This window comes from Saccharopolyspora shandongensis (assembly GCF_900106995.1).
Taxonomy (GTDB): Bacteria; Actinomycetota; Actinomycetes; order Mycobacteriales; family Pseudonocardiaceae; genus Saccharopolyspora; species Saccharopolyspora shandongensis.
Genome location: NZ_FNOK01000002.1, coordinates 116,102 through 140,831 on the forward strand (window position 1 = coordinate 116,102; position 24,730 = coordinate 140,831).

Annotated in this window: 21 protein-coding genes; 12 read left to right on the plus strand and 9 right to left on the minus strand. The window is 71.7% G+C overall.

Annotation, left to right across the window (positions count from 1 at the left end; translation table 11 throughout):
- Positions 1 to 278 precede the first annotated feature (278 nt).
- The 3 genes from BLW84_RS02310 to BLW84_RS02320 are packed head-to-tail and all read left to right on the plus strand — an operon-like array spanning position 279 to position 2,654.
- Positions 279 to 527 (plus strand): hypothetical protein, encoded by a 249-nt coding sequence (locus BLW84_RS02310; RefSeq protein ID WP_093260730.1) that lies wholly within the window; start codon positions 279 to 281, stop codon positions 525 to 527.
- Positions 505 to 1,995, plus strand: coding sequence for a sensor histidine kinase (locus BLW84_RS02315; protein WP_093260732.1), 1,491 nt, complete (start codon positions 505 to 507; stop codon positions 1,993 to 1,995). The genes BLW84_RS02310 and BLW84_RS02315 overlap by 23 nt, the downstream gene beginning before the upstream one ends.
- Positions 1,992 to 2,654, plus strand: coding sequence for a response regulator transcription factor (locus tag BLW84_RS02320; RefSeq protein ID WP_093260734.1), 663 nt, complete (start codon positions 1,992 to 1,994; stop codon positions 2,652 to 2,654). Before BLW84_RS02315 ends, BLW84_RS02320 begins: the two co-directional genes overlap by 4 nt.
- Positions 2,655 to 2,885: 231 nt before the next feature.
- On the opposite strand, the gene BLW84_RS02325 is transcribed toward BLW84_RS02320, so the two are convergent.
- Positions 2,886 to 4,004, minus strand: a complete 1,119-nt coding sequence (locus BLW84_RS02325) for a baeRF11 domain-containing protein (protein WP_093260736.1) — start codon at positions 4,002 to 4,004, stop codon at positions 2,886 to 2,888.
- A 324-nt stretch (positions 4,005 to 4,328) separates the two neighbouring features.
- On the opposite strand from BLW84_RS02325, the gene BLW84_RS02330 reads away from it, so the two are divergent.
- From BLW84_RS02330 to BLW84_RS02340, 3 genes are all read left to right on the plus strand, one after another.
- Positions 4,329 to 5,228 carry a DMT family transporter gene (locus tag BLW84_RS02330; RefSeq protein WP_093260738.1) on the plus strand — a complete coding sequence of 300 codons (900 nt, stop codon included), beginning with the start codon at positions 4,329 to 4,331 and terminating at the stop codon, positions 5,226 to 5,228.
- 192 nt (positions 5,229 to 5,420) lie between these two features.
- The gene (locus BLW84_RS02335) at positions 5,421 to 6,923 is read left to right on the plus strand and encodes an SLC13 family permease (protein ID WP_245760877.1); all 1,503 of its coding nucleotides are present in this window, start codon (positions 5,421 to 5,423) and stop codon (positions 6,921 to 6,923) included.
- Between the two features lie 25 nt (positions 6,924 to 6,948).
- Positions 6,949 to 8,094: a glycerate kinase family protein gene (locus BLW84_RS02340; RefSeq protein ID WP_177226229.1), complete on the plus strand. Its 1,146-nt coding sequence runs from the start codon at positions 6,949 to 6,951 to the stop codon at positions 8,092 to 8,094.
- 319 nt (positions 8,095 to 8,413) lie between these two features.
- On the opposite strand, the gene BLW84_RS02345 is transcribed toward BLW84_RS02340, so the two are convergent.
- Positions 8,414 to 10,222 carry a gamma-glutamyltransferase family protein gene (locus BLW84_RS02345; protein WP_093260740.1) on the minus strand — a complete coding sequence of 603 codons (1,809 nt, stop codon included), beginning with the start codon at positions 10,220 to 10,222 and terminating at the stop codon, positions 8,414 to 8,416.
- 204 nt (positions 10,223 to 10,426) lie between these two features.
- On the opposite strand from BLW84_RS02345, the gene ccsB reads away from it, so the two are divergent.
- The gene (ccsB, locus tag BLW84_RS02350; protein ID WP_093260741.1) at positions 10,427 to 11,374 is read left to right on the plus strand and encodes a c-type cytochrome biogenesis protein CcsB; all 948 of its coding nucleotides are present in this window, start codon (positions 10,427 to 10,429) and stop codon (positions 11,372 to 11,374) included.
- Here ccsB and BLW84_RS02355 read toward each other — a convergent pair.
- Positions 11,356 to 12,681 (minus strand): UDP-glucose dehydrogenase family protein, encoded by a 1,326-nt coding sequence (locus BLW84_RS02355; RefSeq protein WP_093260743.1) that lies wholly within the window; start codon positions 12,679 to 12,681, stop codon positions 11,356 to 11,358. The genes ccsB and BLW84_RS02355 overlap by 19 nt on opposite strands.
- Positions 12,682 to 12,837: 156 nt before the next feature.
- Between BLW84_RS02355 and BLW84_RS02360 the strand changes: the two genes are divergently transcribed.
- The 4 genes from BLW84_RS02360 to BLW84_RS02375 all read left to right on the plus strand — a co-directional run bounded on the left by BLW84_RS02360 (position 12,838) and on the right by BLW84_RS02375 (position 16,248).
- Entirely contained in the window at positions 12,838 to 13,800 is a 963-nt protein-coding gene (locus BLW84_RS02360; protein ID WP_093260745.1) for an aldo/keto reductase, read from the plus strand.
- Between the two features lie 247 nt (positions 13,801 to 14,047).
- Positions 14,048 to 14,170 (plus strand): hypothetical protein, encoded by a 123-nt coding sequence (locus BLW84_RS49795; RefSeq protein WP_268951781.1) that lies wholly within the window; start codon positions 14,048 to 14,050, stop codon positions 14,168 to 14,170.
- 104 nt (positions 14,171 to 14,274) lie between these two features.
- Entirely contained in the window at positions 14,275 to 15,033 is a 759-nt protein-coding gene (locus BLW84_RS02370) for an SDR family NAD(P)-dependent oxidoreductase (RefSeq protein ID WP_093260749.1), read from the plus strand.
- Positions 15,034 to 15,213: 180 nt separating this feature from the next.
- Positions 15,214 to 16,248 (plus strand): NAD(P)-dependent alcohol dehydrogenase, encoded by a 1,035-nt coding sequence (locus BLW84_RS02375; RefSeq protein ID WP_093261091.1) that lies wholly within the window; start codon positions 15,214 to 15,216, stop codon positions 16,246 to 16,248.
- Between the two features lie 221 nt (positions 16,249 to 16,469).
- Here the strand turns inward: BLW84_RS02375 and BLW84_RS02380 are convergent, their stop codons facing one another.
- Positions 16,470 to 18,218: an N-acetylmuramoyl-L-alanine amidase gene (locus BLW84_RS02380; RefSeq protein ID WP_245760879.1), complete on the minus strand. Its 1,749-nt coding sequence runs from the start codon at positions 18,216 to 18,218 to the stop codon at positions 16,470 to 16,472.
- Positions 18,219 to 18,377: 159 nt separating this feature from the next.
- The gene (locus tag BLW84_RS02385) at positions 18,378 to 20,006 is read right to left on the minus strand and encodes a TM0106 family RecB-like putative nuclease (protein ID WP_093260753.1); all 1,629 of its coding nucleotides are present in this window, start codon (positions 20,004 to 20,006) and stop codon (positions 18,378 to 18,380) included.
- Between the two features lie 170 nt (positions 20,007 to 20,176).
- Between BLW84_RS02385 and BLW84_RS02390 the strand changes: the two genes are divergently transcribed.
- On the plus strand, positions 20,177 to 20,746 hold the full coding sequence (locus BLW84_RS02390) for a DUF6474 family protein (RefSeq protein WP_245760880.1): 570 nt from the start codon (positions 20,177 to 20,179) through the stop codon (positions 20,744 to 20,746).
- Between the two features lie 384 nt (positions 20,747 to 21,130).
- Here BLW84_RS02390 and BLW84_RS02395 read toward each other — a convergent pair whose 3' ends face one another.
- From BLW84_RS02395 to BLW84_RS02410, 4 genes are read right to left on the minus strand one after another with little or no spacing between them, the layout of a single operon-like run.
- Positions 21,131 to 22,144, minus strand: a complete 1,014-nt coding sequence (locus BLW84_RS02395) for a glycine betaine ABC transporter substrate-binding protein (RefSeq protein ID WP_218157188.1) — start codon at positions 22,142 to 22,144, stop codon at positions 21,131 to 21,133.
- Positions 22,141 to 22,908 carry an ABC transporter permease gene (locus tag BLW84_RS02400; RefSeq protein WP_093260755.1) on the minus strand — a complete coding sequence of 256 codons (768 nt, stop codon included), beginning with the start codon at positions 22,906 to 22,908 and terminating at the stop codon, positions 22,141 to 22,143. The genes BLW84_RS02395 and BLW84_RS02400 overlap by 4 nt, the downstream gene beginning before the upstream one ends.
- Positions 22,905 to 24,089, minus strand: a complete 1,185-nt coding sequence (locus BLW84_RS02405; protein ID WP_093260756.1) for an ABC transporter ATP-binding protein — start codon at positions 24,087 to 24,089, stop codon at positions 22,905 to 22,907. The genes BLW84_RS02400 and BLW84_RS02405 overlap by 4 nt, the downstream gene beginning before the upstream one ends.
- Positions 24,082 to 24,729, minus strand: coding sequence for an ABC transporter permease (locus BLW84_RS02410; protein ID WP_093260758.1), 648 nt, complete (start codon positions 24,727 to 24,729; stop codon positions 24,082 to 24,084). Before BLW84_RS02410 ends, BLW84_RS02405 begins: the two co-directional genes overlap by 8 nt.
- Position 24,730 lies beyond the last annotated feature (1 nt).

Genomic DNA, 24,730 nt, shown 5'->3' on the forward strand with positions numbered 1-24,730 from the left:
GCTCCCTGGTCTGTGGATGCCCCTCCTGATGTATGTCCAATACACGGCGTCAGGGCCGTCCTCGACGAGGGAACCTCTGTGAACCCGCGGCGGTGCAAGTGTCGTAGGTGGGCTATGCGCCTGCGGCGCATACGACACCCCATCGACGTGCACCTTTGCGACCCGCGACTGCGGGCCGACCAGGTTGAAAAAGACTCATTGAAACTGCGGGCCGGAAGATGAAAAGCCTCTCATCTTGTCTTCATGCTCGGCTCCCGGCCGGCGGCGAGAGTGGTGCCATGAGGTCGGTTCCGAAGGCGGTTCTGCTGATCGCGGCGCTGGCGCTGCCGATCGCCGCCGTGCTGGTGAGCTTCGCGCTCACCGACGGGCCGCGCACCCCTCAGGTGCCGGCCACCGTGCAGGTCGGCAGCGCACCGGGCCCCGAACCCAGTCAGCTGGGGCCACCGGCCTCGACCGTCGTGCCCACCGAGCTCCCGCCGCCGGCCCCCGACGACGATGACGACGATGACGAACACGACGACGACTGAGCCCGCCGCGACCAGGTCGTTCGCCAAGCTCCCGGGCCGTCGCGGCACCCGCATCCCGGCTCGCGCGCAGATCATGGGCTGGCTGCTGCTGGTGCTGGTCGTGGTGCTGCTGGCGGTGATCCTGATCGTCCACTCCTTCCTGTACAACGACGCGAACGACCAGGTCACCGCGTCGATGGAGCAGGAGGCGCACGAGTTCGTCACGTTCGCCGAGCGGGGCCGCGACCCCGTCACCGGGCAGCTGTTCACCGCGCCGGAGCAGCTGTTCAACTCCTACCTGTCTCGCCAGTACCCGGACCGCGACGAGGCCCTGATCGGGGTGTGGGAGACGCCGACCGGCCTGCGGCCGCTGTCCCAGGAGCAGGACGACGAGATCGACCGGTTCGCCAAGGACCAGGCGTTGCTGCACCAGATCGTGGCCGACCCGAACAACTACGGCTGGCTCGACACACCCGCCGGGCAGATGCAGTGGCTCAAGGTGCGGACCGAGTCCGAGCAGGGCGGCCGGGCCTGGTTCGTGGTCGAGCGCTACACCGCGGCGGCGATGGCCGACGCGGACCGGACCGTGCAGCTGCTGCTGCTGGTCAGCGGCCTCGGCGTGGTGATCGCGGCGCTGTCGTCGTGGGTGGTGGCCGGGCTGATCCTGGCGCCGGTGCGGGCCGTGCGGCAGGCCGCGGCCGAGATCAGCGAGCACGACCTGACCAGGCGCATCCCGGTCGAGGGCCGGGATGACATCGCCGCGCTGGCCGACCAGTTCAACGCGATGCTCGACCGGCTGGAGGGCGCCTTCCGGATCCAGCGCCAGTTCGTCGACGACGCCGGGCACGAGCTGCGGACGCCGATCACGATCGTGCGCGGCAACCTGGAGCTGCTCGGCGACGACCCGGCGGAGCGCGAAGAAGTGGTGCGGCTGTGCACCGACGAGCTGGACCGGATGACCCGCATCGTCAACGACCTGCTGATGCTGGCCAAGGCCGACCGGCCCGACTTCGTCACCCCGGCGCCGGTCTCGCTCGCCGAGCTGACCAGCGACATCGAGGCGAAGGTGCGTTCGCTGGCGGACCGCCGCTGGGTGCTCGACGACATCGGCGAGGGCGAGGCGCTGGTCGACGAGCAGCGGATCACCCAGGCGATGGTGCAGCTGGCGCAGAACGCGGTGCAGCACACCGAGCCGGGTTCGGAGATCCGCATCGGCTCCTCCCTCGCCGACGGCGCGGCGCGGCTGTGGGTGACCGACCACGGCCCGGGCATCGAGCCAGCCGAGGTGTCGAAGATCTTCGACCGCTTCACCCACGGCAGCAGCCACGGCAAGGGCGGCGCCGGGCTCGGGCTGGCGATCGTCAAGGCCATCGCGGACGCGCACCACGGGCGGGTGCGGGTCGTGTCCCGGCCCGGCGAAGGCGCCACCTTCGCCCTGGAACTGCCCGCCGCCCCACCCCACAACGCGACCGAGGAGACCCCCGCATGAGCAAGATCCTGATCGCCGAGGACGAGGCGCGGATCGCGGCGTTCATCGAGAAGGGATTGCGGGCCAACGGCTTCACCACCACCGTCGTCGGCGACGGCGACGCCGCCCAGGACTACCTGCTGACCGGCGACTTCGACCTGGTGGTGCTCGATCTGGGGCTGCCCGGCAAGGACGGCTTCTCGGTGCTGCGGGCGGTGCGGGCCCAGCACGTGACCGTGCCGGTGATCATCCTGACCGCGCGGGACGGCGTGCACGACACGGTCGCCGGGCTGGAGGGCGGCGCGGACGACTATATGACCAAGCCGTTCCGGTTCGAGGAGCTGCTGGCGCGGGTGCGGCTGCGGCTGCGGCCGGTCGACCGGGTCCCGGAGATCACGGTGCTGCGCGACGGCGAGCTCTCGCTGGACCTGCGCACGCGGCGCGCGCAGGTGCCGGAGGGCACGGTCGACCTGACGGCGCGCGAGTTCGCGATGCTGGAGCTGTTCCTGCGGCACTCCGGGCAGGTGCTCTCCCGCGAGCAGATCCTGTCGCACGTGTGGGGCTACGACTTCGATCCGGGCTCCAACGTCGTGGACGTCTACGTACGCGCGCTGCGCCGCAAGATCGGCACCACGCGGATCAGCACCGTCCGAGGCATGGGCTACCGGTTGGGCGCCTGAAAACCTGTTTCCAGGCTCGTTTTGCGTGGCGGTGCGGGTGGTGGCCCCCTGCGGGAGTTGCTGTCGCCTTCTCGCTGCGGGATCCCCGGCCTCATGAATGACCAATTCACCACGTCGGGGCTGTCCTCGCGAGAAGACCCCTGCGCCGCTTCAAGAACAACAACCCGCCCTACCGCACTCCTAGGATCCGCAGTCGCCCTCGGCGACCGGGCCCCTGCCCGGCAGCTCCGGTCATGGCGCGTAGCGGAGGATCGCCGCGGTCGCGCCGCCGCCCGGGATGTCCTCGCGGCGCACCGCCATGACCCGGCCGCCGGTGAGCCAGACTCGGCGGGCGATCTCGTCCACCACGCCGTAGGACACCGCGTCGTCGGCCTGCTCGAACGTCACCGCGCCCGCCTCGTCGATGAAGCCCGGGACCGCGTTGTCGATGTCCACGAACACCGTGTCGACCGCGCCCATCGTCGCGTGCCGGGCCACGTCCGCGATGTCCGTGACCGCCCGGCCCTGGCCGGTGCGCAGCTCGTGCAGCTCGCGCAGCTCGCGCAGCCGGTCGGCGTGCAGGTCGTCGAGGACCTCGCGCGCCGCCGACGCCAGCTCGCGGTCGCTGCTCTCCTCCGGGTTGCCGGTCAGGCCGACGTCGGCGAGCTCCGAGGCGGTGCTGACCGACCGGAAGATGCTCGCCAGCGGCTCGGTCGCCGCCAGGACCAGCGGCACGTCGCCGCGCAGGACCGGCCGCAGCGCCCGGTCGACCTGGCGGGAGAACTGGCCCATCCGGAGCTTCGGGCCCTCGCCGCCCTGGAACCGGCGGCGCGGCAGGCGGTCGGTGACCGACTCCTTGCCCACCGAACTCTCCACGTCCGCGGGCATCCCCGGCACGTCGACGACGACCGGGTCCATCTCGGGCACGACCTCCAGCAGCCGCACCGAGTTCTGCGCGAGCGCCAGCAGCAGCGCGGTCTGCGGGAAGGTGATCGAGCGCAGCAGCGGCTTGAGGTGGAACCGGTCGGACACCTCGACCACCGCGTTCAGGCGGTTGGGCAGCCGGAAGGTGGTCAGCGAGGTCGGCGTGGCGAACAGCGCGAGGCTGCGGGCCTGGAAGCGCCAGAACTCCTCGTCCTCGGCCAGGTCGGCCAGCTGCCCGGTGATGCCGGCCAGGTCCTCCTTCGCGGCACCCGCCCGGCGGAGCTGGTCGGTCGCCTGCCCGGCGAGGTTCTTCAGCTCGATGCGCTCGGCGTCGCCGCCGGAGGCCGGGCTGGTCGGCAGGTACAGCGAGACGCTGATCGGTTCGCGCGCGGTCAGCAGCGCGTCGACCTGCGCCCGCGTCGGAATGTCGGTGTGCAGGATCGCCATCGGTGGCCTCCCCGGGCGGAACGTCCGGCACCAGCGACGCTACCGAGGTACCGGCGAGTCGGCAGGGCGACGGAGCTCACCCGGCTTCACCCGTTCCAACGGGCCCGGACCTGCGGTTAAGGTGGGCGCGTGAACTCGCACTGGCACCGCGTTCTGCCGCCCCCGTCCCGCTGACGGGCGGCGAACCTCCCACACCCCGAAGGCGCAGTTTCAATTGAAACTGACGGACCTCGTGGCAGTTTCAATTGAAACTGCACGCACCCACCGGGGTTGACGCGCGCCCGTTCGACGAGTCCTGACGGTTCTCGAACGGAAGAGTTCACCTTGACTGATCAACTGCTCTCCGCACCCGCTCCTGCCCGGAGCTTCGTCGCCGGTCCACTGCCGGTGCTGCTCGCGGCGTTCCTGTGGGGCACCACGGGAACGGCCGCCAGCTTCGCCCCGGCAGCCGCGAGCCCGCTGTCGATCGGCGCCGCCACCATGGGCGTAGGCGGCGTGCTGCTGCTCGTGATCGCCGGGCGGTCCGCGTTGGACGTGCTGCGGGCCGGCCGGACCGGGCTGCTGCTCGTGGGCGCCCTGGCCGTAGCGGTCTACCCGCTGGCGTTCTACTCGTCGATGGCGCTCGCCGGGGTCGCCATCGGCACCGTCATCACGCTCGGCTCGGCGCCCGTGTTCGCCGCGGTCCTGGAACGCGTCGCCGACGGCGTCCGGCTGGATCGCCGGTGGGCGCTGGCCGCCGCGGTTTCGGTGCTCGGCCTGCTGCTGATCACCGTGGGCGGCGAGAGCGGCGTCGGCGCGGACGTCGTCGTGGGCGCCCTGCTCGGCTTGCTCGGCGGCGCCGCGTACGTCGTTTACTCGTGGGCGGCCGCGCGGATCATGCGCGGCGGCCACGGCTCACGCGCGGTGATGGGCGCGATGTTCGGGGCCGGCGCCGTCGTGCTGCTGCCGGTCCTGGCGTTGACCGGCGGTCCCCTGCTGAGCTCGCCGTCCGGGCTGCTGGTTGCGGGCTACCTCTCGGTGATCCCGATGGGCCTGGCGTACCTGCTGTTCGGCGCCGGGCTGCGCCGCACGTCGGCCAGCGTCGCGACGACGCTGAGCCTGCTGGAACCGGTGGTGGCCGCGCTGCTGAGCGTGCTCGTCGTCGGGGAACGGCTGGGCGTCGCGGCGTGGTGCGGCGTCGCGCTCATCGGCATCGGATTGGTGCTGGTCAGCACCCGCCGCTGACAACCTGTGCACAGCTGTGGATAACTTTGTCCACAGCTGTGCACAAGCCGGTCGCCCGACCAGGTGTTTTCGCAGCTGAGAACCCTGTTGAAAAAGTTGTCCACAAGGCTGTGGACAACTGCGCCGCACAGATGAAGCGGTCCTCATGGGCGGTTCACGCGCGGTTCAGCGGCGGGACAGATCGTGGACGACGTGGGCAGCCATGAGGACACCGCGCAGCTGGGGCGCACCGAGTTCGCCACGAGCCCGGTGCACACCGCCCGCGTGGCGTCCGACCCGAGCGCCGGGCGCGGCTGGGCCGTCGGAATCACCCTCGGCGCGCTCGGCCCGCTCGTGCTGCTGGCGGTGCTGACCGCGCCGGCGGACGCTAGGGCCGACCAACTCGGTCGGTCCGGGCTGATCACCATCCTGGTGTTCGCCGCCGCCGTGGCCGGTTGGATGAGCAACCGGCTCGACGACACCTTCGTCGCGCTGTCCGCCGCGTCCGCGCTGGTGGTGCTGGGCGCGCTGGACGCCGAGGAGCTGTTCGAGTCACTCGGCGCGGACCAGATCTGGCTGCTGGTGGCGGCGTTCGTGCTGGCCGCCGGGATCAACCGGACCGGCCTGCCCGCCCGGCTGGCCATCGTGCTGGTCGGGCGCGCCCGATCGGCTCGCGGCCTGGCGCACCTGATCACCGCGGGCCTGGTGATCACCGCGCTGCTGGTGCCGAGCACGAGCGGCCGCGCGGCGCTGGTGCTGCCCATCTTCCTCGCGCTGGCGGACGCGTTCGCGCACCGGCCGCGCCTGGTCCGGGCCCTCGCCGTGCTGTTCCCGACCGTCGTGCTGCTGTCCGCGATCGCGACGCTGGTCGGCGCCGGGGCGCACCTGATCACCAGCCAGGTCCTGGACAGCACGGTCGGCACGGGCATCGGCTTCGGCCAGTGGCTGCTGTGGGGCGTGCCGTTCGCCGTGGTGAGCTCGCACCTGGCGGCGGAGCTGGTGCTGCTGCTGTTCACCGGGCGCGCGGAGCGCCGGGCGCGGCTGCGGGTCGACGCCGCCGCGCTGCGCGAGCAGCTCGACGTGCCGCCGCTGATGCGGCGAGCCGAGATCCGCGCCATCGGCCTGCTCGGCACCGTCGTGCTGCTCTGGAGCACCGAGGCGCTGCACGGCCTGTCGCCCGCGCTGATCGCGCTGGCCGGGGCGCTGCTGATCGCCTCGCCGCGATTCGGGACGGTGCTCATCGGCGCCGCGATCTCCGAAATTCCCTGGTCTCTGCTGCTCTTCATGGCCGCCACCACGGCGCTCGGCGCGGCGCTGACCGAGTCCGGGGCCGCCGGCTGGGTCGCCGCGAACGCGCTCGTCGGCGACAGCGCCGGCGCCATGCTGATCGCCGTCGTCGCGTTGAGCGTCGCCGCGCACCTGTTGGTGCAGTCGCGGTCCGCGCGATCGGCGGTGCTGATCCCGCTGATCGTGCCCGCCGCCCTCGCGGTCGGCATGAACCCGGTCGCGCTGGCCTTCGCCTCGACCGCCGCCGCGGGCTTCTGCCACACGCTGCCGTCCTCCGCCAAGCCGGTCGCGATGTTCGCCCGGCTCGACCACACCTACGCCCCGCGCGACCTGCTCAAGCTGTCCGCCCTGCTCGGCCCCGCGACGGGCGCGCTCGTCGTGCTGTTCGCCCTGTTCGTCTGGCCGGCGCTCGGCCTGCCGCTCACCTGACAAGTCCACAGTGGAGGAGAACATCATGCTGCGCTTCGCCGTCGCCCCGAGCGGGTTCAAGGAATGCCTGGACGCCGAGGCCGTCGCCGACGGGATCCGCACCGGCATCCGCCGGGTGGTGCCCGCCGCGGTCATCGACACGATCCCGCTGATCGACGGCGGCGAGGGATCGGCGCGGCTGCTGGCCCGGTCGACCCACGGCGAGCTGGTGCCGGTCACCGCCACCGGGCCGGTCGGCGAACCGGTGGAGTCGCACTTCGCGCTGCACGGCGACACCGGCTTCGTGGAAATGGCCGCCGCAGCCGGGCTTTCCCTGGTGCCGCCGGGCCGGCGCGATCCCGGCGCGACGACCAGTCGTGGCGTCGGCGAGCTGATCACCGCCGCGCTCGACGCTGGCGTGAAGAAGATCGTCATCGGCTGCGGCGACTCCGGGACGTGCGACGGCGGCGCCGGCGCGCTGCGTGCGCTCGGCGTTCGTGTGCTGGACGCCGACAGGGCGGAGATCGGCGACGGCGGCGCGGAACTCGTCCGCGCCCGGCGGCTCGACGCGACCGGGCTGGACCCGCGACTGTCCGAAGTGGAGCTCGTGGTCGCGGTGAACCCGACGAACGTGCTGTGCGGGCCGGACGGCGTCGCGCGCCGCTACGGGCCGCAGAAGGGCGCCACGCCGGAGCGCGTCGAGCAGCTCGCCGCCGCCATGCAGGTCTGGGCGGAAGTCCTGCGCCGGCACAGCGGAACCAGGTTCACCGACCTGCCCGGCGGCGGTGCCTCGGGCGGGCTCGGCGCCGGGCTGGCGGCAGTGCTCGGGGCGCGGCTGGCCTCGCGGTTCGACGTGTTCCTCGAAAGCAGCGACCTGGACCAGCGGCTGCGCGCCGCCGACCTGGTGATCACGGCCGAAGGCGCGATCGACGCGTCCACCGCGCTCGGCAAGATCCCGACCGAGGTGGCGCGGCGGGCGAAGCGGCACGGCAAGCCGGTGATCGCCCTGTGCGGCACCATCGGCCCCGGCGCGGACACCAGCTACGACCACGGGATCGACGCGATCACCGGCATCCTGACGGAACCGGTGGACCTGGCGGACGCGATCACCCGCGCCCCGGAGCTCATCGCGGACGCCACCGCCCGAACCCTCCGCATGCTCCTCGTCGGCCGCACCTTACGCGCGGCCTGACCGAGGTCGAGTGGAGCGAACGGACCGTTTATCTCATCAGGCGAGGTGAACAGGCCGTTGACTCCGTCCGCCAAAACCAACCCGCGCATTCGGCAACGGATCCCCAACCTCAGCGGCGCCATCCGCAAGCCGCGCCAGAGCGAATGGCCTGTTCACCTCACTTTTCGGGGTGAACGGGCCGTTCGCTCCATCCCCAAGGCACGCACCGGCCGGTGGACCAGGTGCTCGGAGGAAGCGGCGTCCGGATGAGGAAAGGACGGAGCGAACGGACCGTTCGCCTCATTGGGCGAGGTGAACAGGCCGTTCACTGCAGCGCAGGTCAGCGGCCCGCGGCGTAGCCCTGGGCCCCGCGGGCGTTCGCCGCCGCGCGCAGCAGGCCGGAGTCCGGGTCCCGCGAGACCGCCGACAGGCGGCCGAGGGCCCACGGCCCGGCGTCGAGCACGTCGTGGCCACGGCGGCGGAGCTCGGCGAGCGTGTCGGCGCCGAGCCGCGACTCCGCGACGACGCGGCCGGGTTCCCAGGCGCGCGGGTAGAACGAGCCCGGGAACGCGCCGGTGTGCCAGGCCGGTGCGTCGATCGCCGCCTGCAGGTTCAGTCCACCGTGGACGTGCGCCAGCCAGAAGCACAGCTGCCACTGGTCCTGCTGGTCGCCGCCCGGGGTGCCGAAGGCCATGGTCGGCACGCCGCCGCGCAGCGCCAGCGACGGGCTCAGCGTGATCCGGGGCCGCTTGCCCGGCGCCAGCGAGTTCGGCAGGCCCTCGTCCAGCCAGAACATCTGCGCCCGGCTGCCGAGGCAGAAGCCCAGTTCGGGGATGGTCGGCGAGGACTGCAGCCAACCGCCGGACGGCGTCGCCGAGATCAGGTTCCCCCACCGGTCGACCACGTCGACGTGCACCGTGTCGCCGCGGCTTTCGCCGGTCGGCGACACCGTGGGCTCGCCGATGCCGACACCGCTCGGGTCCTTCGCGCCGTCCACGCCGCGCCCCTCGGCGACGTGCGCGGCCAGGATCGCGTCGCGACCGCCCGGCGAGCCGGGGCGCAGCTCCAGCGAGGCGCGGTCGCCGATCAGCGCTCGGCGGGCGGCGGCGTAGTCGCGGGACACCAGGTCGGCGAGGACGCCGGGGTCGGCGGAGTCGCCGTACCAGGCCTCGCGGTCGGCGAAGGCGAGCTTGGCGGCCTCGACCGCGACGTGCACGGTGTCCGCGTCGGCGACGCCGTCGACGTAGTTGATCCGGTCGGACAGTCCTTCCAGGAGGCGCAGCTGCTGCGCCAGCGCGGGGCCCTGGGACCAGATGCCGAACTTCGCCAGGGTCCAGTCGCCGGGGAGGTCGACGGTCAGCGGGGTTTCGTAGCCCGCCTCGAACTCGGCCATGTCCTGCGCGGTGATGACGCCCGCGTGGTCCCGCCCGGAGTTGTCCCGGTGCGGCGTGCGCACGAACTTCTCGACCGCCTCGGCGACGAAGCCGTGCGACCAAGCGCGGCGGGCCGCGTCGATCTGCGCCTCGCGGCCTGGCCCGGCCGCCTCGCCCTCGGCCAGCAGCCGCTCCCACGTGTCGGCGAGCACCGGGTTCTTGAGCACGCTGCCGGGCTTCGGCGCGGCTCCGTCGGTCAGCCAGAGCTGGGCCGAGGTGGGCCAGTGGTCGGTGAACATCGCGCGGACCGTGTCGATGGTCGTGCTGATCCGCTCCACGATCGGGAACCCGTCACGGGCGTAGCCGATGGCGTACTTCAGCACGTCGCGCAGCGACTTCGTGCCGTGATCGCGCAGCAACAGCAGCCAGCCGTCCCAGGCGCCCGGCACGGTGGTGGCCAGGAATCCGGTGCCGGGCACCAGGTCGAGGCCGAGCTCGTCGCGGTAGTGGCCGACGGTCGCCGCGGCGGGCGCCGGGCCCTGGCCGCAGAGCGCGCGGGGGCGCGGGTCGCCGGCGGTGGTGAACAGCGCGGGGACCTCGCCGCCCGGGCCGTTGAGGTGGGGTTCCACGACCTGCAGGACGAACCCGGCGGCGACCGCGGCGTCGAAGGCGTTCCCGTCGTCCTCCAGCACCGCCATGCCCGCCGCGGAGGCGAGCCAGTGCGTGGAGGCGACCATCCCGTGCGTGCCGGCAAGTTCCGGGCGAGTCGTAAACACGTCAACTACCTTAGGGTTCTACCACCCTTCCGAGCGATAGCCGGAGCGCATCCGGCCAGTTCGCGAGCGCCGCACCCCGTGGCGCTCGCGCCGTCGAGCCCCAGCGCTGGCATCCCCCGGCCGACCCGCGCACCCCCGGTGATCTAGATATCCCGCCCCCTGACTACCTTCTTGCTTCGGGGGGTTGCTTCGGAAGGGGCGTTCATGGGGATCGATGCCCAGCTATCCACCTACAGCGACTGGTCGTTCGTCTCGGCGACCGCGATCTACCTGCTGGCCATGGGTTTCGCCGCGGTGACGCAGGCCCTTGGGCGCACATCGAAACCGGTGGCCGCGCGGCAGCTGGTCACCGTGGGCGGCGGCGCGGAACCCCCGGCCGCCCGCTCCGCCCCGCCGACGACCGGCGAGCGCATCAGCCGGATGGGGCTGGCGCTCACCTGGCTCGGGCTGGTGCTGCACGCTGCCGCGGTGGTGCTGCGGGGACTGGCCGTGCAGCGCTGGCCGCTGGGCAACCTCTACGAGTACATCATGTTCCTCACGCTCGTCGCGGTAGCCGCGTGGCTCGCAGTGGCGGCCCGATTCCCGGTGCGGAAGATGGCGGTCTGGGTGCTGTTGCCGGTCGCCGCCCTGATGGTGCTCGACGGCAAGGTGTTCTACGCGCTGGCAGCCCCGGTGCAGCCCGCCCTGCAGTCGTACTGGCTCGTCATCCACGTGACGACGGCCGCGGGGGCCACCGGCGCCCTGGTGGTGCCCGGCATCGCCAGCATCGGGTACCTGGTGCGCGACGCGCACGACAAGCGGCCGCAGTGGTTCCGCCGGGTCGCACCCAAGCTGCCAGCGTCCGACGTCCTCGACCGGGTCGCCTACCGCACCACGATCATCGGCTTCCCACTGTTCACCTTCGCCGTGATCTGCGGCGCCATCTGGGCCGAAGCGGCCTGGGGGCGGTTCTGGGGCTGGGACCCGAAGGAGGCCACCTCGTTCATCGCGTGGCTGGTCTACGCCGCCTACCTGCACGCCCGGGCGACGGCGGGCTGGCGGGAACGGGGCGCGGCGGTGCTGAACGTGCTCGGGATGATCATGATGCTCTTCAACCTGCTGTTCATCAACCTCGCGGCCGACAGCCTGCACTCCTACTCCGGCGTCGGCTGACCGATCCGCGCGCCCACCGGGGTTCGGCCGACGCCTCGCCAGGACAGGCCCGCGCGGCGCAGGACGTCCGGGTCCAGGTGGTTCCGGGTGTCGACCACCACCGGGCCCCGCAGCGCCTCGGCCACTCGGTTCCAGTCCAGCGTCCGGAACTCCTGCCACTCCGTCAGCAGCACCAGCGCCGCCGCTTCCTTCGCCGCCTGGTACGGGTCGTCCACCAGGTTCACCTCCGGCGGCAGCGCCGGCTCGTCGCCGCGCAGCCCCGGGTCGTAGGCGACCAGCTCCGCGCCGCGCTCTGCCAGCAGCCGCGCCACCTCCAGCGCCGGCGAATCGCGCAGGTCGTCGGTGCCGGCCTTGAACGTCAGGCCCAGCAACCCGAGCCGCACCCCGTCGAGGGAGCCGCCGCAGGCGTCGACGACCTTCGCCACCATCCGCTCGCGCTGCCGGGTGTTGGACGAGATGGTCGCCTGCAGCAGCGGGAAGTCGAAGTCCACGGCCTCCGCCACCTGCAGCAGCGCCGCGGTGTCCTTCGGCAGGCACGAGCCGCCCCAGCCCGGCCCCGGCTGCAGGAACGACTGCCCGATCCGGCGGTCGTAGCCCATCCCCTCGGTGACGTCCGAGATGTCCGCGCCCAGCCGCTCGCAGAGCTCCGCGATCGCGTTCACGTACGAGAGCTTGGTCGCCAGGAAGCAGTTCGCCGCGTACTTCACCATCTCCGCGCTCGCCGCGTCCGTGAGCACCGTCGGGGCGCCGAGCCGTGAGTACAGGGCGGCCACCCGCTCGGCCGCGTCCTGGGTGTCCGAGCCGACCACGATGCGGTCCGGGTTCAGGAAGTCGTGCACCGCCGAGCCCTCGCGCAGGAACTCCGGGTTGCTGACCACCGCGACGTCCCCGCGCCCGACCAGCTCGCGCAGCCGCGCCGACGTGCCCACCGGCACCGTCGACTTCGTGACCAGCACGCATCCCGCGGGCAGCAGCTCGCGCACCTCGTGCGCCACCGCCTCCACCACGGCCAGGTCCGCCTTGCCGCCGGCCCCCATCGGCGTCGGCACGCACAGGAAGACCACCTCGGCCTCGGCGACGGCGGCCGCCGAACCGACCACGAACTCCAGCCGCCCGGCCGCGATGCCCTCCTGCACCAGCTCGGCCAGTCCGGGCTCGTGGATCCGCACCTCGCCGCGGGAGAGCTGCTCGACCTTCGCGGCGTTCACATCGCTGCACACCACCCGGTGCCCCAGCGACGCCAGGCACGCCCCGGTCGTCAGGCCGACGTACCCGGTGCCAACAACGACGATTCGACGGGCGAACACAGTCCCCACACCCCTTCACCTCGCACGACCGTTCGGTCGCGGGCCCCTTCGGCATCGTGGCACATCGCCCGCACAGCGGAACCTGGATCGCCAAACGTTCACGCGCCGTACGTCCTGCGTGACGTGCCGGTGAACCGGCGTTTAGGCTCACCGGCCGTGGAGCAGCGACGTTTGGGCGAATCCGGTCTGGTGGTCAGCGCGGTCGGTCTGGGTTGCAACAACCTCGGCCGCCCCGGCACGGGCACCGAATCCCTGTCCGGCGTTCGAGCCGTGGTGGACGCCGCGCTCGACGCCGGGATCACCTTCTTCGACGTGGCCGACGTGTACGGCTCACCCCGCGGGCGCAGCGAGGAGCTGCTCGGGCAGGCGCTGTCCGGCCGCCGCGAGCACGCGATCATCGCCACCAAGTTCGGCATGGACATGCAGGGCGGCAACGGGCCCGACTTCGCGGCGCGCGGTTCCCGCCGCTACGTGCGGCGCTCCGTCGAGTCGTCGCTGCGGCGGCTGGGCACCGACTGGATCGACCTGTACCAGCTGCACCGGCCGGACCGGCTGACGCCGATCGACGAAACCCTCTCGGTGCTGGACGACCTGGTGCGCGAGGGCAAGATCCGCTACGTCGGGCACTGCAACCTCGCGGGCTGGGAGCTCGCCGACACGTCGTGGACGGCGTCCTCGGCCGGGCTGGCCGCGCCGGTGTCGGCGCAGAACCACTACTCGCTGCTGGCGCGGGAGGCCGAGCTCGAGGTCGTGCCGGCCTGCAAGCGGTTCGGCGTCGGGATCATCCCGTACTTCCCGCTGGCCAACGGGCTGCTCACCGGCAAGTACCGGCAGGACCAGGAGCCGCCGGCGGGCAGCCGGCTGGCGAACCGGAACCAGATGCTCGCCGACGCCCCGTGGGAGCGCATCGAGCAGCTGCGCGCCTTCGCCGACGAGCGCGGCATCCCGATGACCGCGGTGGCGGTCGGCTGGCTGGCGGCGCAGGAGGTGGTGGGCTCGGTGATCACCGGCGCCACCACGCCGGAGCAGGTGCAGGCGAACGCGGTGGCGGGTGCGTGGCGCCCCACCCAGGCCGACCTGGACGCCATCGACGCGATCTGCCCGCCCACCGAGCGCTAGGCGGGGCGATTCCGCGAGGATGGTGGTGGCTCTCCGTCACCGCCATCCTCGTTTTCGCTGCTGGCGGCCGACTTCACGAAAGGCCGAACCCACCCGGGTGAACGTCGATCTCCAGCGAAATCGCGCTCCCGCCACGGATTCGCGGGGCTTCCGAGCACCCTCGGTGATCGGCCTTTCGCTCGGACGGACCGGAGAATCGCACCGGTGGCAGACGCGGCGGCCCTGGGCGGCGGACCAGGCTCTGAACATGGAGCTGATCGGGATCGCCACACTGTTCGCCGGCCTCGCGTTGCTGGCCGCGCTGCCGTTGGTCGCGCTGCTGGCGTTCGTCGAGATGACTTCGCAACGGCGGGTGCGCCGCCATCACTGAGCGCCGGTTCGCCGCCTGTCCGTTCCGCGTCAGGTGCTGGGCACGACCGTTCCCAGGTGTTAGACATGCCGGGACACCAGCAACGAACGCAAAGGAACGAGCAGATGCTGATCACCGACACCGCGGCGATCGTCACCGGCGGGGCTTCCGGCCTTGGCGCGGCCACCGCACGAGCGCTCGCATCGCGCGGCGCGCAGGTCTTCGCGGTGGACTTGCCGGACTCGGTGGCCAACGCGCCGGTGGTTGACGGGGTCACCTACGCGGCCGCCGACGTCACCGACGCGGACCAGGTGCAGACCGCCGTCGACCAGGCCGCCGGGGCCGGGGTTCCGCTGCGGATCGTGGTGAACTGCGCGGGCATCGGGCCGTCGGCGCGGATCGTGGGCCGCAAGGGCCCGCACGACTTCGACCTGTTCCGCAAGGTCATCGAGGTCAACCTGATCGGCACCTTCAACGTGCTGCGGCTGGCCGCCGCGGCGATCGGCCAGACCGAACCCGGCGAGCACGGCCAGCGCGGCGTGGTGATCAACACCGCCTCGGTCGCCGCCTTCGACGGGCAGATCGGCCAGGCCGCGTACTCGGCGTCCAAGGGCGGCGTGGCGAGCCTGACGCTGCCGGCCGCGCGCGACCTCGCGTCGTCGGGCATCCGGGTGATGACCATCGCGCCGGGCATCGTGGACACGCCGATGCTGGCGACCATCAGCGAGGAGTTCCGCACCGGGCTGGCCGAGAGCGTGCCGTTCCCGAAGCGGCTGGCCACGCCGGAGGACTTCGCGAAGCTCGCGCTGGACATCGTCGAGCACGACTACCTCAACGGCGAGGTCATCCGGATGGACGGCGCCCTGCGGATGGCACCCCGGTAACGACCGGGTGCTTGTGGCGTTTTCGCGCGAAAACGGCGCTCCCCACGCCTGCCGGGTGCCGTTTTCGCGCGAAAACGGCACCCGCTCCACACGGTCGGGAGGTGCGTTGGGGGCCGATCCGCCGGAGGATGAGCACCTGTTCAGGTGAACGTCGAAGGGAGCTCGAGCATGGGCGGGGTCATGAAAGCCGTGCAGTACCAGCAGGTCGGGGCGGCGCCGGTGGTCGTCGAGGTCCCGAAGCCCGAGCCGGGTCCCGGGCAGGTGCTGCTGAAGGTGACCGCCGCCGGGATGTGCCACTCCGACATCGGCGTGATGAGCTGGCCCGCCGACAGGCTGCCGTTCGAGCTGCCGCTCACCCTCGGGCACGAAGGCGTCGGCACCGTCGCCGGGCTCGGGCCGGGCGTGCGGGGCGTCGCCGAGGGCGACTCGGTCGCGGTGTACGGGCCGTGGGGCTGCGGGGTGTGCTGGAAGTGCGCGCAGGGCAAGGAGAACTACTGCACCCGCGCCGCAGAGCTCGGCATCCGCCCGCCCGGCCTCGGCAGCCCCGGCGCGATGGCCGAGTACCTGCTGGTGGACGACGTCCGGCACCTGGTCCCGCTGGACGGGCTGGACCCGGTGCAGGCCGCGCCGCTGACCGACGCCGGGCTCACCCCGTACCACGCGATCAAGCGTTCGCTGCCGAAGCTGGTCGGCGGCAGCACCGCGGTGGTCATCGGCGCCGGCGGCCTCGGGCACCTCGCGGTGCAGATCCTGCGCGCCACCACCGGGGCGCGGGTGATCGCGCTGGACGTGGCCGACGACAAGCTGGCGCTGGCCCGCGAGGTCGGCGCGCACGACGTGGCCCGCTCGGACGAGAACGCCGCGCAGCGCGTGCGCGAGCTGACCGGCGGGTTGGGCGCGGACGTGGTGCTGGACTTCGTCGGCATCGCGCCGACGGTGCAGATCGCGGCGCAGTCGGTCGCGGTGGAAGGCGACATCACCATCGTCGGGATCGCCGGAGCGCCGCTGCCGGTCGGTTTCGGCCTGCTGCCGCACGAGGTTTCGGTGGCGTCGCCGTACTGGGGCTCCCGCGCGGAGCTGATCGAGGTCCTCGACCTGGCGCGGCAGGGCGCGCTGCGGGCGCACGTGGAGACCTTCGGCCTCGACGAGACGCCCGAGGTCTACGAGCGCTTCCACCACGGCCAGATCAAGGGCCGAGCAGTCATCGTCCCGTAGTCAGTGGCCGTGTGTGCTTTGTGTCGCTATAGCAGCACAAAGCACACACGGCCATTGACCAGCGCCAATACGAGAGCGGCGCCCTCACATCAACCGATCCGGCCATCGTCGAGCGCGAGCGGAAAAGCGCGAAACTCGCTCGAAGCAAGCACCCGGTCGGCGGCCGAAAAGGCGGGTGCCCCGAACCGTTTTCGGTTCGGGGCACCCGTGCGCGTAGCGCGTCAGTACCGCCGGTCGGTGACGCTGCCGGTCGCGGCGTCCCAGACGACGTAGCCACCCTGGAAGTCGCTGCGGCGGCCGCCCGGGACCGAGTACTCGTCGCTGGTCGGGTAGCCCAGGTACGACCGCTCCCAGCCCAGCTGTGCCCAGCGGTCCTTGATCGCGCCGCGGATCTCGTGCGCCCCGGTGCCCGGCGTCCAGTAGACCGAGCCGTTCGAGCGGTCGAAGTGGTTGTAGCGCCCCACCCCGTCGGGCGTGCCCAGCTCATCGGTACGCGGGTAGCCCAGCGGGCTGTTCTCCCACCCGAGCTGCGCCCACTTCGCCTTGATGAGGCCCCGGATCTCGTGCGCCCCGGTCCACGGCGTCCAGTAGATCGAACCGTCGGCACCGGCGAAGTGGTTGTAGCGACCGGATCCGTCCGGTGTGGACAGTTCGTCGGTGCGCGGGTAGCCCAGCGGGCCGGCCTCCGCGCTCAGCTCCCGCCACTTGTCCCGGATCATGCCCTCGACCAGCGACGCCTCGGTGGCCGGGGACCAGTACGCGGACTTGGCACCAGCGGCGAACGTGGTCTGGCGCCCGCCGCCGGCGGCGTCCCGCTCCAGTTCGTACACGCCGCCCAGCGGGCCCGCGTCGGCGCCGGTGGCCTGCCACTTCCGGTAGATCGCGCCGGCGGTCCAGTCGCCCATCAGCTCGGACACCCGCTGCCGCAGGGCCGGGAGTTCCTGGTACGCCAGGTTTCCGGGGCACTCGGTGTAGCCGACGTCGCGGTGGCCGTGGATCACCGGCAGGGTCACCGAGGTCCCGAGCGGGTACTTCGCGGACGATCCCCCGTAGCCGGACACCATCGTGACCTCGCCGGACGGATCGCGGTAGTTGCCGGCGAGCTTCCACGCCAGGACCTGCGCCACGGATTCGAGCTGCGTCGCGCTGGGCGCCACCGAGGTGAACTCGCCGAGCATCGACACGCCCACCGTGTCCTTGTTGAAGCCCTGCGCGTGCGCGCCCCACACCGGGAGTTCCAGGCCGCCGTAGCGCCCTTCGAAGACCTGCCCGAACTTGTCGACCAGCACGTTGTAGCCGATGTCGCACCACTGCAGTTCGCTCGCGTGGTAGGCGTAGATGCCGCGCACGATGCGCGCGGAGTCGGCCGCGGTGTAGTCGTTGGTGCCCGCGGTGTGGTGGACGATCGCGGCCCGGACCGTGTCGCCGTACTCGACGCCGACGGCCTGCTGCTGGAAGCACTGGGTGCGCAGCGACTCGTCGGCGCCCCATTCGGCGCGGCTGATCACGGTGGGCTTCGCCGCGGTGCTCGCGGCCTGCGCGGCCCCGGGGTCGATCAGCAGCACGGACACGGTTTTCGCGTCGACCGGGGCGCCGCCGGACTCGGCGCGCACCCGGATCGCGGTCGAGTCGCCGAGCCAGGCCGCTTCGCTCGCCTGCTTCCCGCCCGGCCGGCCGCGGTCCTGGCCGTCCACGGCGGGCAGCCGCTGCCACTCGCCCCAGGTGCCGTCGAGGTGCTGCGCCTGCACCTCGACGAGGTCCGGGTTCTTGCCGTTCCACCGCAGGGCGGCCATCGCGAACGGCTTGGACCGGCGGATCTCCCGTCCCTTGCCGGGGACTTCAGGTGCGGCGTCGGCGAGCGGCACGCGCTCGACGGACACCTTCTTCGACGGCGGCGCGGCGGTTGCGGACGGCGCCGCGACACCCGCGGTCAGGACCACGATCAGCGCAGCAAGACATCGACGAATCACGCTACTCCCTTAACCGAACGATCACGAACGGTCGCGAGGGGAAGTGGCGACCACGGAGATATTAACCCGATCAGACGAAAAAGCTAGTCCACAATGGTCACTGATCGTGCCAACTCGCCGCGGCGAGCGGAGATCACCGCTCGCCGCGCCGGGCAGTCGTCAGAGGTCGGCGGCGTAGGGGATCTCGTTGGACGCCTCGGAGGTCATCCAGCGGCGGATCGTCCAGGTCGCCCGAACGTCGTCCTCGTTGTAGTCCAGGATCCGGTCGCGCTGGGAGAGCACCGGCACTCCGCCGCCGAGGCCCACCGCGTCGCGGTACCAGCGCATCGAGTTCTCGCCGCTGGCCTCGGCGTCCCGCCAGCCGAACCCGGCGCTCGGCGCGATCACCTTCAGGCCCTTGCCGTTCGGGCACAGGAACTGCTCCCGCACCGATGCGAACAGGTCGACCCACTCGGCCGAGCCGATGAACTCGCGCACCTCGGCCACCGATGGCACGCCCGGCTTGCCGGCGAACCGCTCGGCCGAGGCGAGCATCCAGCGGTTCTCCGCGAGCTCGTTGTAGCAGTAGGCGCGGAAGCTCAGGCCCCGCTCGTACGCGCGGCGGCGCACCGAGCCGAACCACGTCCAGAAGTCCGCGAAGGACCGCGCCTCGTCGTCGGACGGCAGCGGCTCCCAGCTGACGAACGCCCGGTAGCCGGGCTCCTCGCCGATGTCCACGCCGGAGAGCCAGCAGCCCCACAGGTAGGCCCCGGCGTCGGCGTAGCTCTCCATGTCCACGTCGACTTCGACGTCCGCGCGCGGCACCGACAGGTCGCGGACCCGCCGCACCAGCGGCAGGTTCCGCAGCCACGCCTTGGCGAGCAGGATCGCGTCGGTGTTGCGGACCCCGGTCAGCGGCAGCGACTCCGCCTCCGCGAGCGGCATCGCGGCCAGCTCGTCCACTGTGGACACACCGACGTCGCGCAGCGCCACCGCGTCCTCGCCGCGCACCACCAGGCTGACGTCCCGGTTCTCGCGCAGCTGGGATTCGCAGGTCGGCCACCACGGGCAGCCCTTGCACTCGTTGATCCGCGAAGGCAGCGCGAGCGGCTCCGCCTCCTCGGCGGCGGCCGAGGCCACCGCCAGGCGGTCGGCGAACCGCGCCTCGTACTCGGCGATCGCGGTGCGGCCGCCGGGCCAGTTCGGCACGTCCAGGTAGTGCCAGACCACCACGTCGGCCTCGACGCCGATCACGCCGCCGAGGTTCGGCGCCGCGCTCATCCCGCACGCCTCCAGCAGCCGCAGGGCGTGCGCCAGGCGCAACTGGTCGCGGGGCTGCGCCCGCACCTTGCGGGCCTGGTCGATCCGGGCGGCCGCCGGCACCGGCCGGCCGATCGGCGACACCCGGGCACCGCTGCCCGGATCGGTGATCTTGTGGCGCACCACCAGCACCGGAACGTAACCGTCGCCGCTGCGCACCAGCAGGTCGACCGAACCGCGCCGGCCGCCGGTGGGGTCGGCGGGCAGCTGGGCCGACGAGATGTAGGGCGTGCCGGCGCGCATCGCGGCCAGCGTCAGCTCCTCGCGGCCGGCCGCGGCCCCGCGCGGGATCTCCGCCCAGTCCTCGCCGAACGCGCTACCCAGCAGTTTCGCGACGTACCGGCGGTGTTCCGCGGCATCGGCGATGCGCTGCTCGATGCCCAGATCCATCTGCGCCGGCGGTTCGTCCTGCGCCGGATCGTTCTCGAGGTGCACGCGTCGACGGCACCGTGTTACGACGCCCGCGTCGAGCAGCACCTTCTCCTTCACGTGTGAAGCGTATGCCGTCGCTCCGACAGACGCGCCCATCACCCCGGTGACACGACCGCGACGCGACTACCCACCGTGCCCGAACGGGCGCGGCTCGATGTCGTACCACCCCAGGTCCGGTCTTAAGGTGACCGCAATGGCAACCGCAGGACAGGGAGGTGTCGGCCGCGGTGAGGAAGCGCACGACCCGATGCGGGGTCCGGAAGGCGGGCACGAACGGCACCCGCAAGGCCGTCAAGGCGGCGAAGAAGGCGGACAAGAAGGCCGCCAAGGCGATCCAGAAGGGCGAGCACGGGCGCATCACCCCGGGCAACGCCAAGAAGATCATCGGAGTGGCCAAGGTGGTCGTCCCGGTGGTCGCGCCGTTCGCGATCCACGCGGTGTCGGTGGCGCGCGAGCGCTACGAGCGGATGCGCGCGCATCGGCTGGGCGTGCCGGTGGACCAGCTGGGCAGCTTCACCGGCCGCGGCGCGGCGCTGCACGCGCGGATCGCCGGCGACGGCGAAGCGCTGCGCGAGCTCCGCGAGCAGTCGGCGAGCGGCGAGGAGGCGGCCGTCGCGGAGCAGTACGCGGAGCGGACGGCGGCGCGGCTGGCGCAGCTGACGAGCGCGGTGCGGGCCGCGGAGCGGATGCCCGCGCAGCGGCGGAAGTCCGCGCACCGCGCGGTCGACGCGGAGCTCGGGCGGATCGAGGACGACCTGCTCGGCCGCTTCGGCGTCGCCACCCGCCACACCAAGTAACACACGCCCACCACTGCGGTTCGTCCACAGTTTCAATTGAGGTCTTTCCAACCTCAGTTCGCGTGGCGGTGCGGGTGGCGGAACCTCAGAGGCTCCCTGGTCTGTGGGTGCCCCTCCTGATGTATGTCCAATACGCGGCGGAGGGGCCGTCCTCGCCGAGGGAACCCCGAAGGGGTGGGCACCGTGAACCCGCGGCGGTGCAAGTGTCGTAGGTGGGTTATGCGCCTGCGGCGCATGCGACACCCCATCGACGTGCAGCTTTGCGACCCGCGACTGCGGGCTCACCAGGATGAAAAACCCTCATTGAAACTGCGGACGGAACGTCGAGGACCACAGTTTCAATTGAAACTGTGGTCCTCGGTGGGTGGGGCCGGCGGCGGCAGGTCAGCGGCCTGCGGCTTCTCCGCCGGGGAGTTTCACCAGGCCCTGCTGGACCATCCACTCCCTCGCCACGTCCGCCGGGTCCCGGCCGTTGACGTCCACCTGGGCGTTCATCTTCAGCAGTTCCGCGTTCGTCAGCTTCTCCGACACCGGCTCGAAGACCGACGTGATCTGCGGGTATCGCTTGAGGAGCTCGTCGCGGGTCGTGATGCCGAGGTTGTACCTGGGGAAGAACTGGCGGTCGTCCGCCAGGACCTTCAGGTTCAGCGCCTGGATCCGCCCGTCGGTGGTGAACACCTCGCCGAAGGTGCAGGTCCCGTTCTGGGTGGCCTGGTAGATGCTGCCCTCGGTGAGCACCTTCACCTTCGACCGGTCCGCGGTGAAGCCGTACTCCTCCTCGACCCCCGGCATGCCGTCGTTGCGGCTGGCGAACTCGCTGTCGATGCAGAACGAGGCCTCGTCCGGCTTCTCCGCGATGATCTTCGGGATGTCGGAGAGCTTCTCCACGCCCAGCCGCCGCGCCGCGTCCTGGTTGACCGAGAACGCGTACGTGTTGTCCACGTCGTAGGTGATCGCCGTCCAGGCGACACCGTTGCGCTCCAGGTCCAGCTTCTTGACGGCCTCGTACTGGGCGCGGGCGTCCGGGATCGGGTCGGTGTTGCCGTTGTAGCTGATCCAGGACGACCCGGTGTAGTCCCACAGGATGTCGATCTGGCTGCTCTCCAGCGCCTTCCGGGCGCTGGCCGAGCCGACGATGCTGGTCAGGTCGCGGACCTCGGCGCCGGCCGCGGACAGCGCGAACTCGGCGATGTAGCCGAGCACCAGCTGCTCCGTGAAGTCCTTGGAGCCGACGGTGATCGTGACGCCCTGCAGTTCGGGCACCGGCCGGATGGTTCCCGGTTCCACCGCGAGCGGCACCGAGCCGCCCGAGCTGAGCCCGCAGCCGGTCAGCAGCACGCCGGTCATCGCCACCGAGGCCAGCTTGAACGCGCCGCGGCGCGACATCTTCCGGTTCATCGCAACCCCCTCGGCGACAGGTACGTCTCGGCCAGCGCGCCCAGCCAGTCGACCAGCAGCGCCAGCGACATCGCCAGCACCGCGCCGACGACCATGACTGTCCAGTCGTTCAGCTTGTAGCCGGTGTTGATCATCTCGCCGAGCCCGCCGGCGCCGACGAACAGCGCCAGCGTCGCGGTGCCGACAGCCAGCACCAGCGAAGTGCGCAGGCCGGCCAGGATGTAGGGCACGGCCAGCGGCAGCTCGATGCGCGCCAGCACGCCCGTCGCCGACATGCCGATGCCGCGGCCCGCGTCGATCAGCGAGGGATCGACCTGCTGCAGGCCGACGATGGTGTTGCGCAGCACCGGGAGCAGCGCGTAGAAGGCGATCGGCAGCACCGCGATCCAGAACCCGGTCGCGCCGCCGGTGATCAGGAAGAACAGCACCAGCAGACCCACCGAGGGCGCGGCCTGGCCGATGTTGGCCAGGCCGATGACCAGCGGCACCGCCCGCCGCGCCCAGCCGCGGCTGAGCACCACGCCCAGCGGCACCGCCACCGCGACGACGATCACCGCGACCGCGAGACTGAGCAGGAAGTGCGTCCAGGTCAGGCTGAGGATCGTGGTCGAGTTGATGCTGCGCGCGGTCACCTCGTCGTTGTCCTGGCTGAACGCCCAGCCCAGCACCCCGACGACCAGCGCCGCGACCGCGATCGGCTGCGCCAGCAGCCGCAGCCGCTCCGCCCTGCGGGACCCGGAGTCCGAAGCGAACTGGCTGCTCATGACTGGTCCTCGGTCGGTTCGTCCTCGGCGTGCTCCTCGCGCAGCGCCTTGATCGTGTTCATCACCGTGTCGATGTCGACCACGCCGACGTACTCGCCGCGGGAACCGGTGACCACCGCGACGCCGTCGTCGTCGGTGAGGATCGCTTCCAGCGCGTCCTGCAGCGTCGAGGCCAGCGCGACGCTGTCCTCCACCGGCCGCCCGGCGCGGTCCAACCTGGACACGGCGCCGGCCTCGCGGGCGGTCGCCCAGCGCAACGGGCGGTTGCGCTTGTCCAGCACCAGGCCGATCGCGCCGCGGCGGGTGCCCAAGCGCTCCTTCAGCACCGCGGGCGACTCGTCGATGGTCGCCGTCGGCACCTGGCCCACCTCGATCTCGCGGACCCGCCGCAGGGTGAGCTGCTTGAGCGCGGCACCGGCGCCGACGAAGCCGGCCACGGTGTCGTCCGCCGGGTTGGCCAGGATGGCCTCCGGCGTGTCGTACTGCAGGATCTTGGAGCGCTCGCCGAGCACCGCGATCCGGTCGCCGAGCTTGACCGCCTCGTCGAAGTCGTGCGTCACGAACACGATCGTCTTGCCCAGCTCGGCCTGCAGGCGCATCAGCTCGTCCTGCAGGACCCCGCGGGTGATCGGGTCCACGGCTCCGAAGGGCTCGTCCATCAGCAGCACCGGCGGGTTGGCCGCCAGCGCCCGCGCCACGCCGACGCGCTGCTGCTGACCGCCGGAGAGCTGCCGCGGGTAGCGGTCGCGGAACTCGCCCGGGTCCAGGTTGACCAGGTCGAGCATCTCGTCGACCCGCTCGCGGATGCGTTTCTTGTCCCAGCCGACCAGGCCGGGCACCACGCCGACGTTCTCGCCGACGGTCAGGTGCGGGAACAGGCCGGCCTGCTGGATCGAGTAGCCGATCTCGCGGCGCAGCTTGTCCGGGTCGAGGCCGAGGACGTCCTGCCCACCGATGGTGATCTTGCCGGACGTCGGCTCGATCAACCGGTTGATCATCCGCATGGTGGTGGTCTTGCCGCTGCCGGACGGCCCGACCAGCACCACGGTCTCGCCTGCCGGGATGGTCATGGTCACCGACTCCACCGCGGACAGCTTCTGCCCGGGGTAGCGCTTGGAGACCTCGTCCAGGCAGATCTCGACGCCGTGCCCGCCGGCGGGGGTGTTGTTGTCGTCAGCCACGAATACCTCTCGATGTCGTCAACCGCCCGAACAGCACGAAGAGGGCGTCCAGCAGCAGCGCCAGGATGATCACGCCGACGGTGCCGGCGATGGCCATGTTCAGCGCGTTCGCGCCGCCCAGCTGGCTCAGGCCGCTGAAGATCAGGTTGCCCAGGCCGGGGCCCTTGGCGTAGGCCGCGATGGCGGCGATGCCCATCAGCATCTGGGTGCTCACCCGCATGCCCGCGAGGATCGCGGGCCAGGCCAGCCGCAGCTCGACGCGGGTCAGCACGCCGAACCGGCTCATGCCGATGCCGCGGGCCGCGTCCAAGATCGGCTGGTCGACTGTAGACAACCCGACGATGGTGTTGCGGATGATCGGCAGCAGCGCGTACAGCACCAGCGTCACCACCGACGGCGCGACGCCCAGCCCCAGCACGGGGATGAGCAGGCCGAACAGGGCGAACGACGGGATGGTCAGGATCGCGCTCGAGAGAGCGGTGGCGATCGCCGCCCCGGCGGGGCTGCGGTAGACCGCAACCCCGACCAGGACGCCGACGATCGTCGCCAGCACGATGCACTGCACCACCATGCTGGCGTGCTGGTAGGAATCCACCAGCAGCGATTGCCACCTGGATGCGACGTAGTCCAGGAAGTTCACG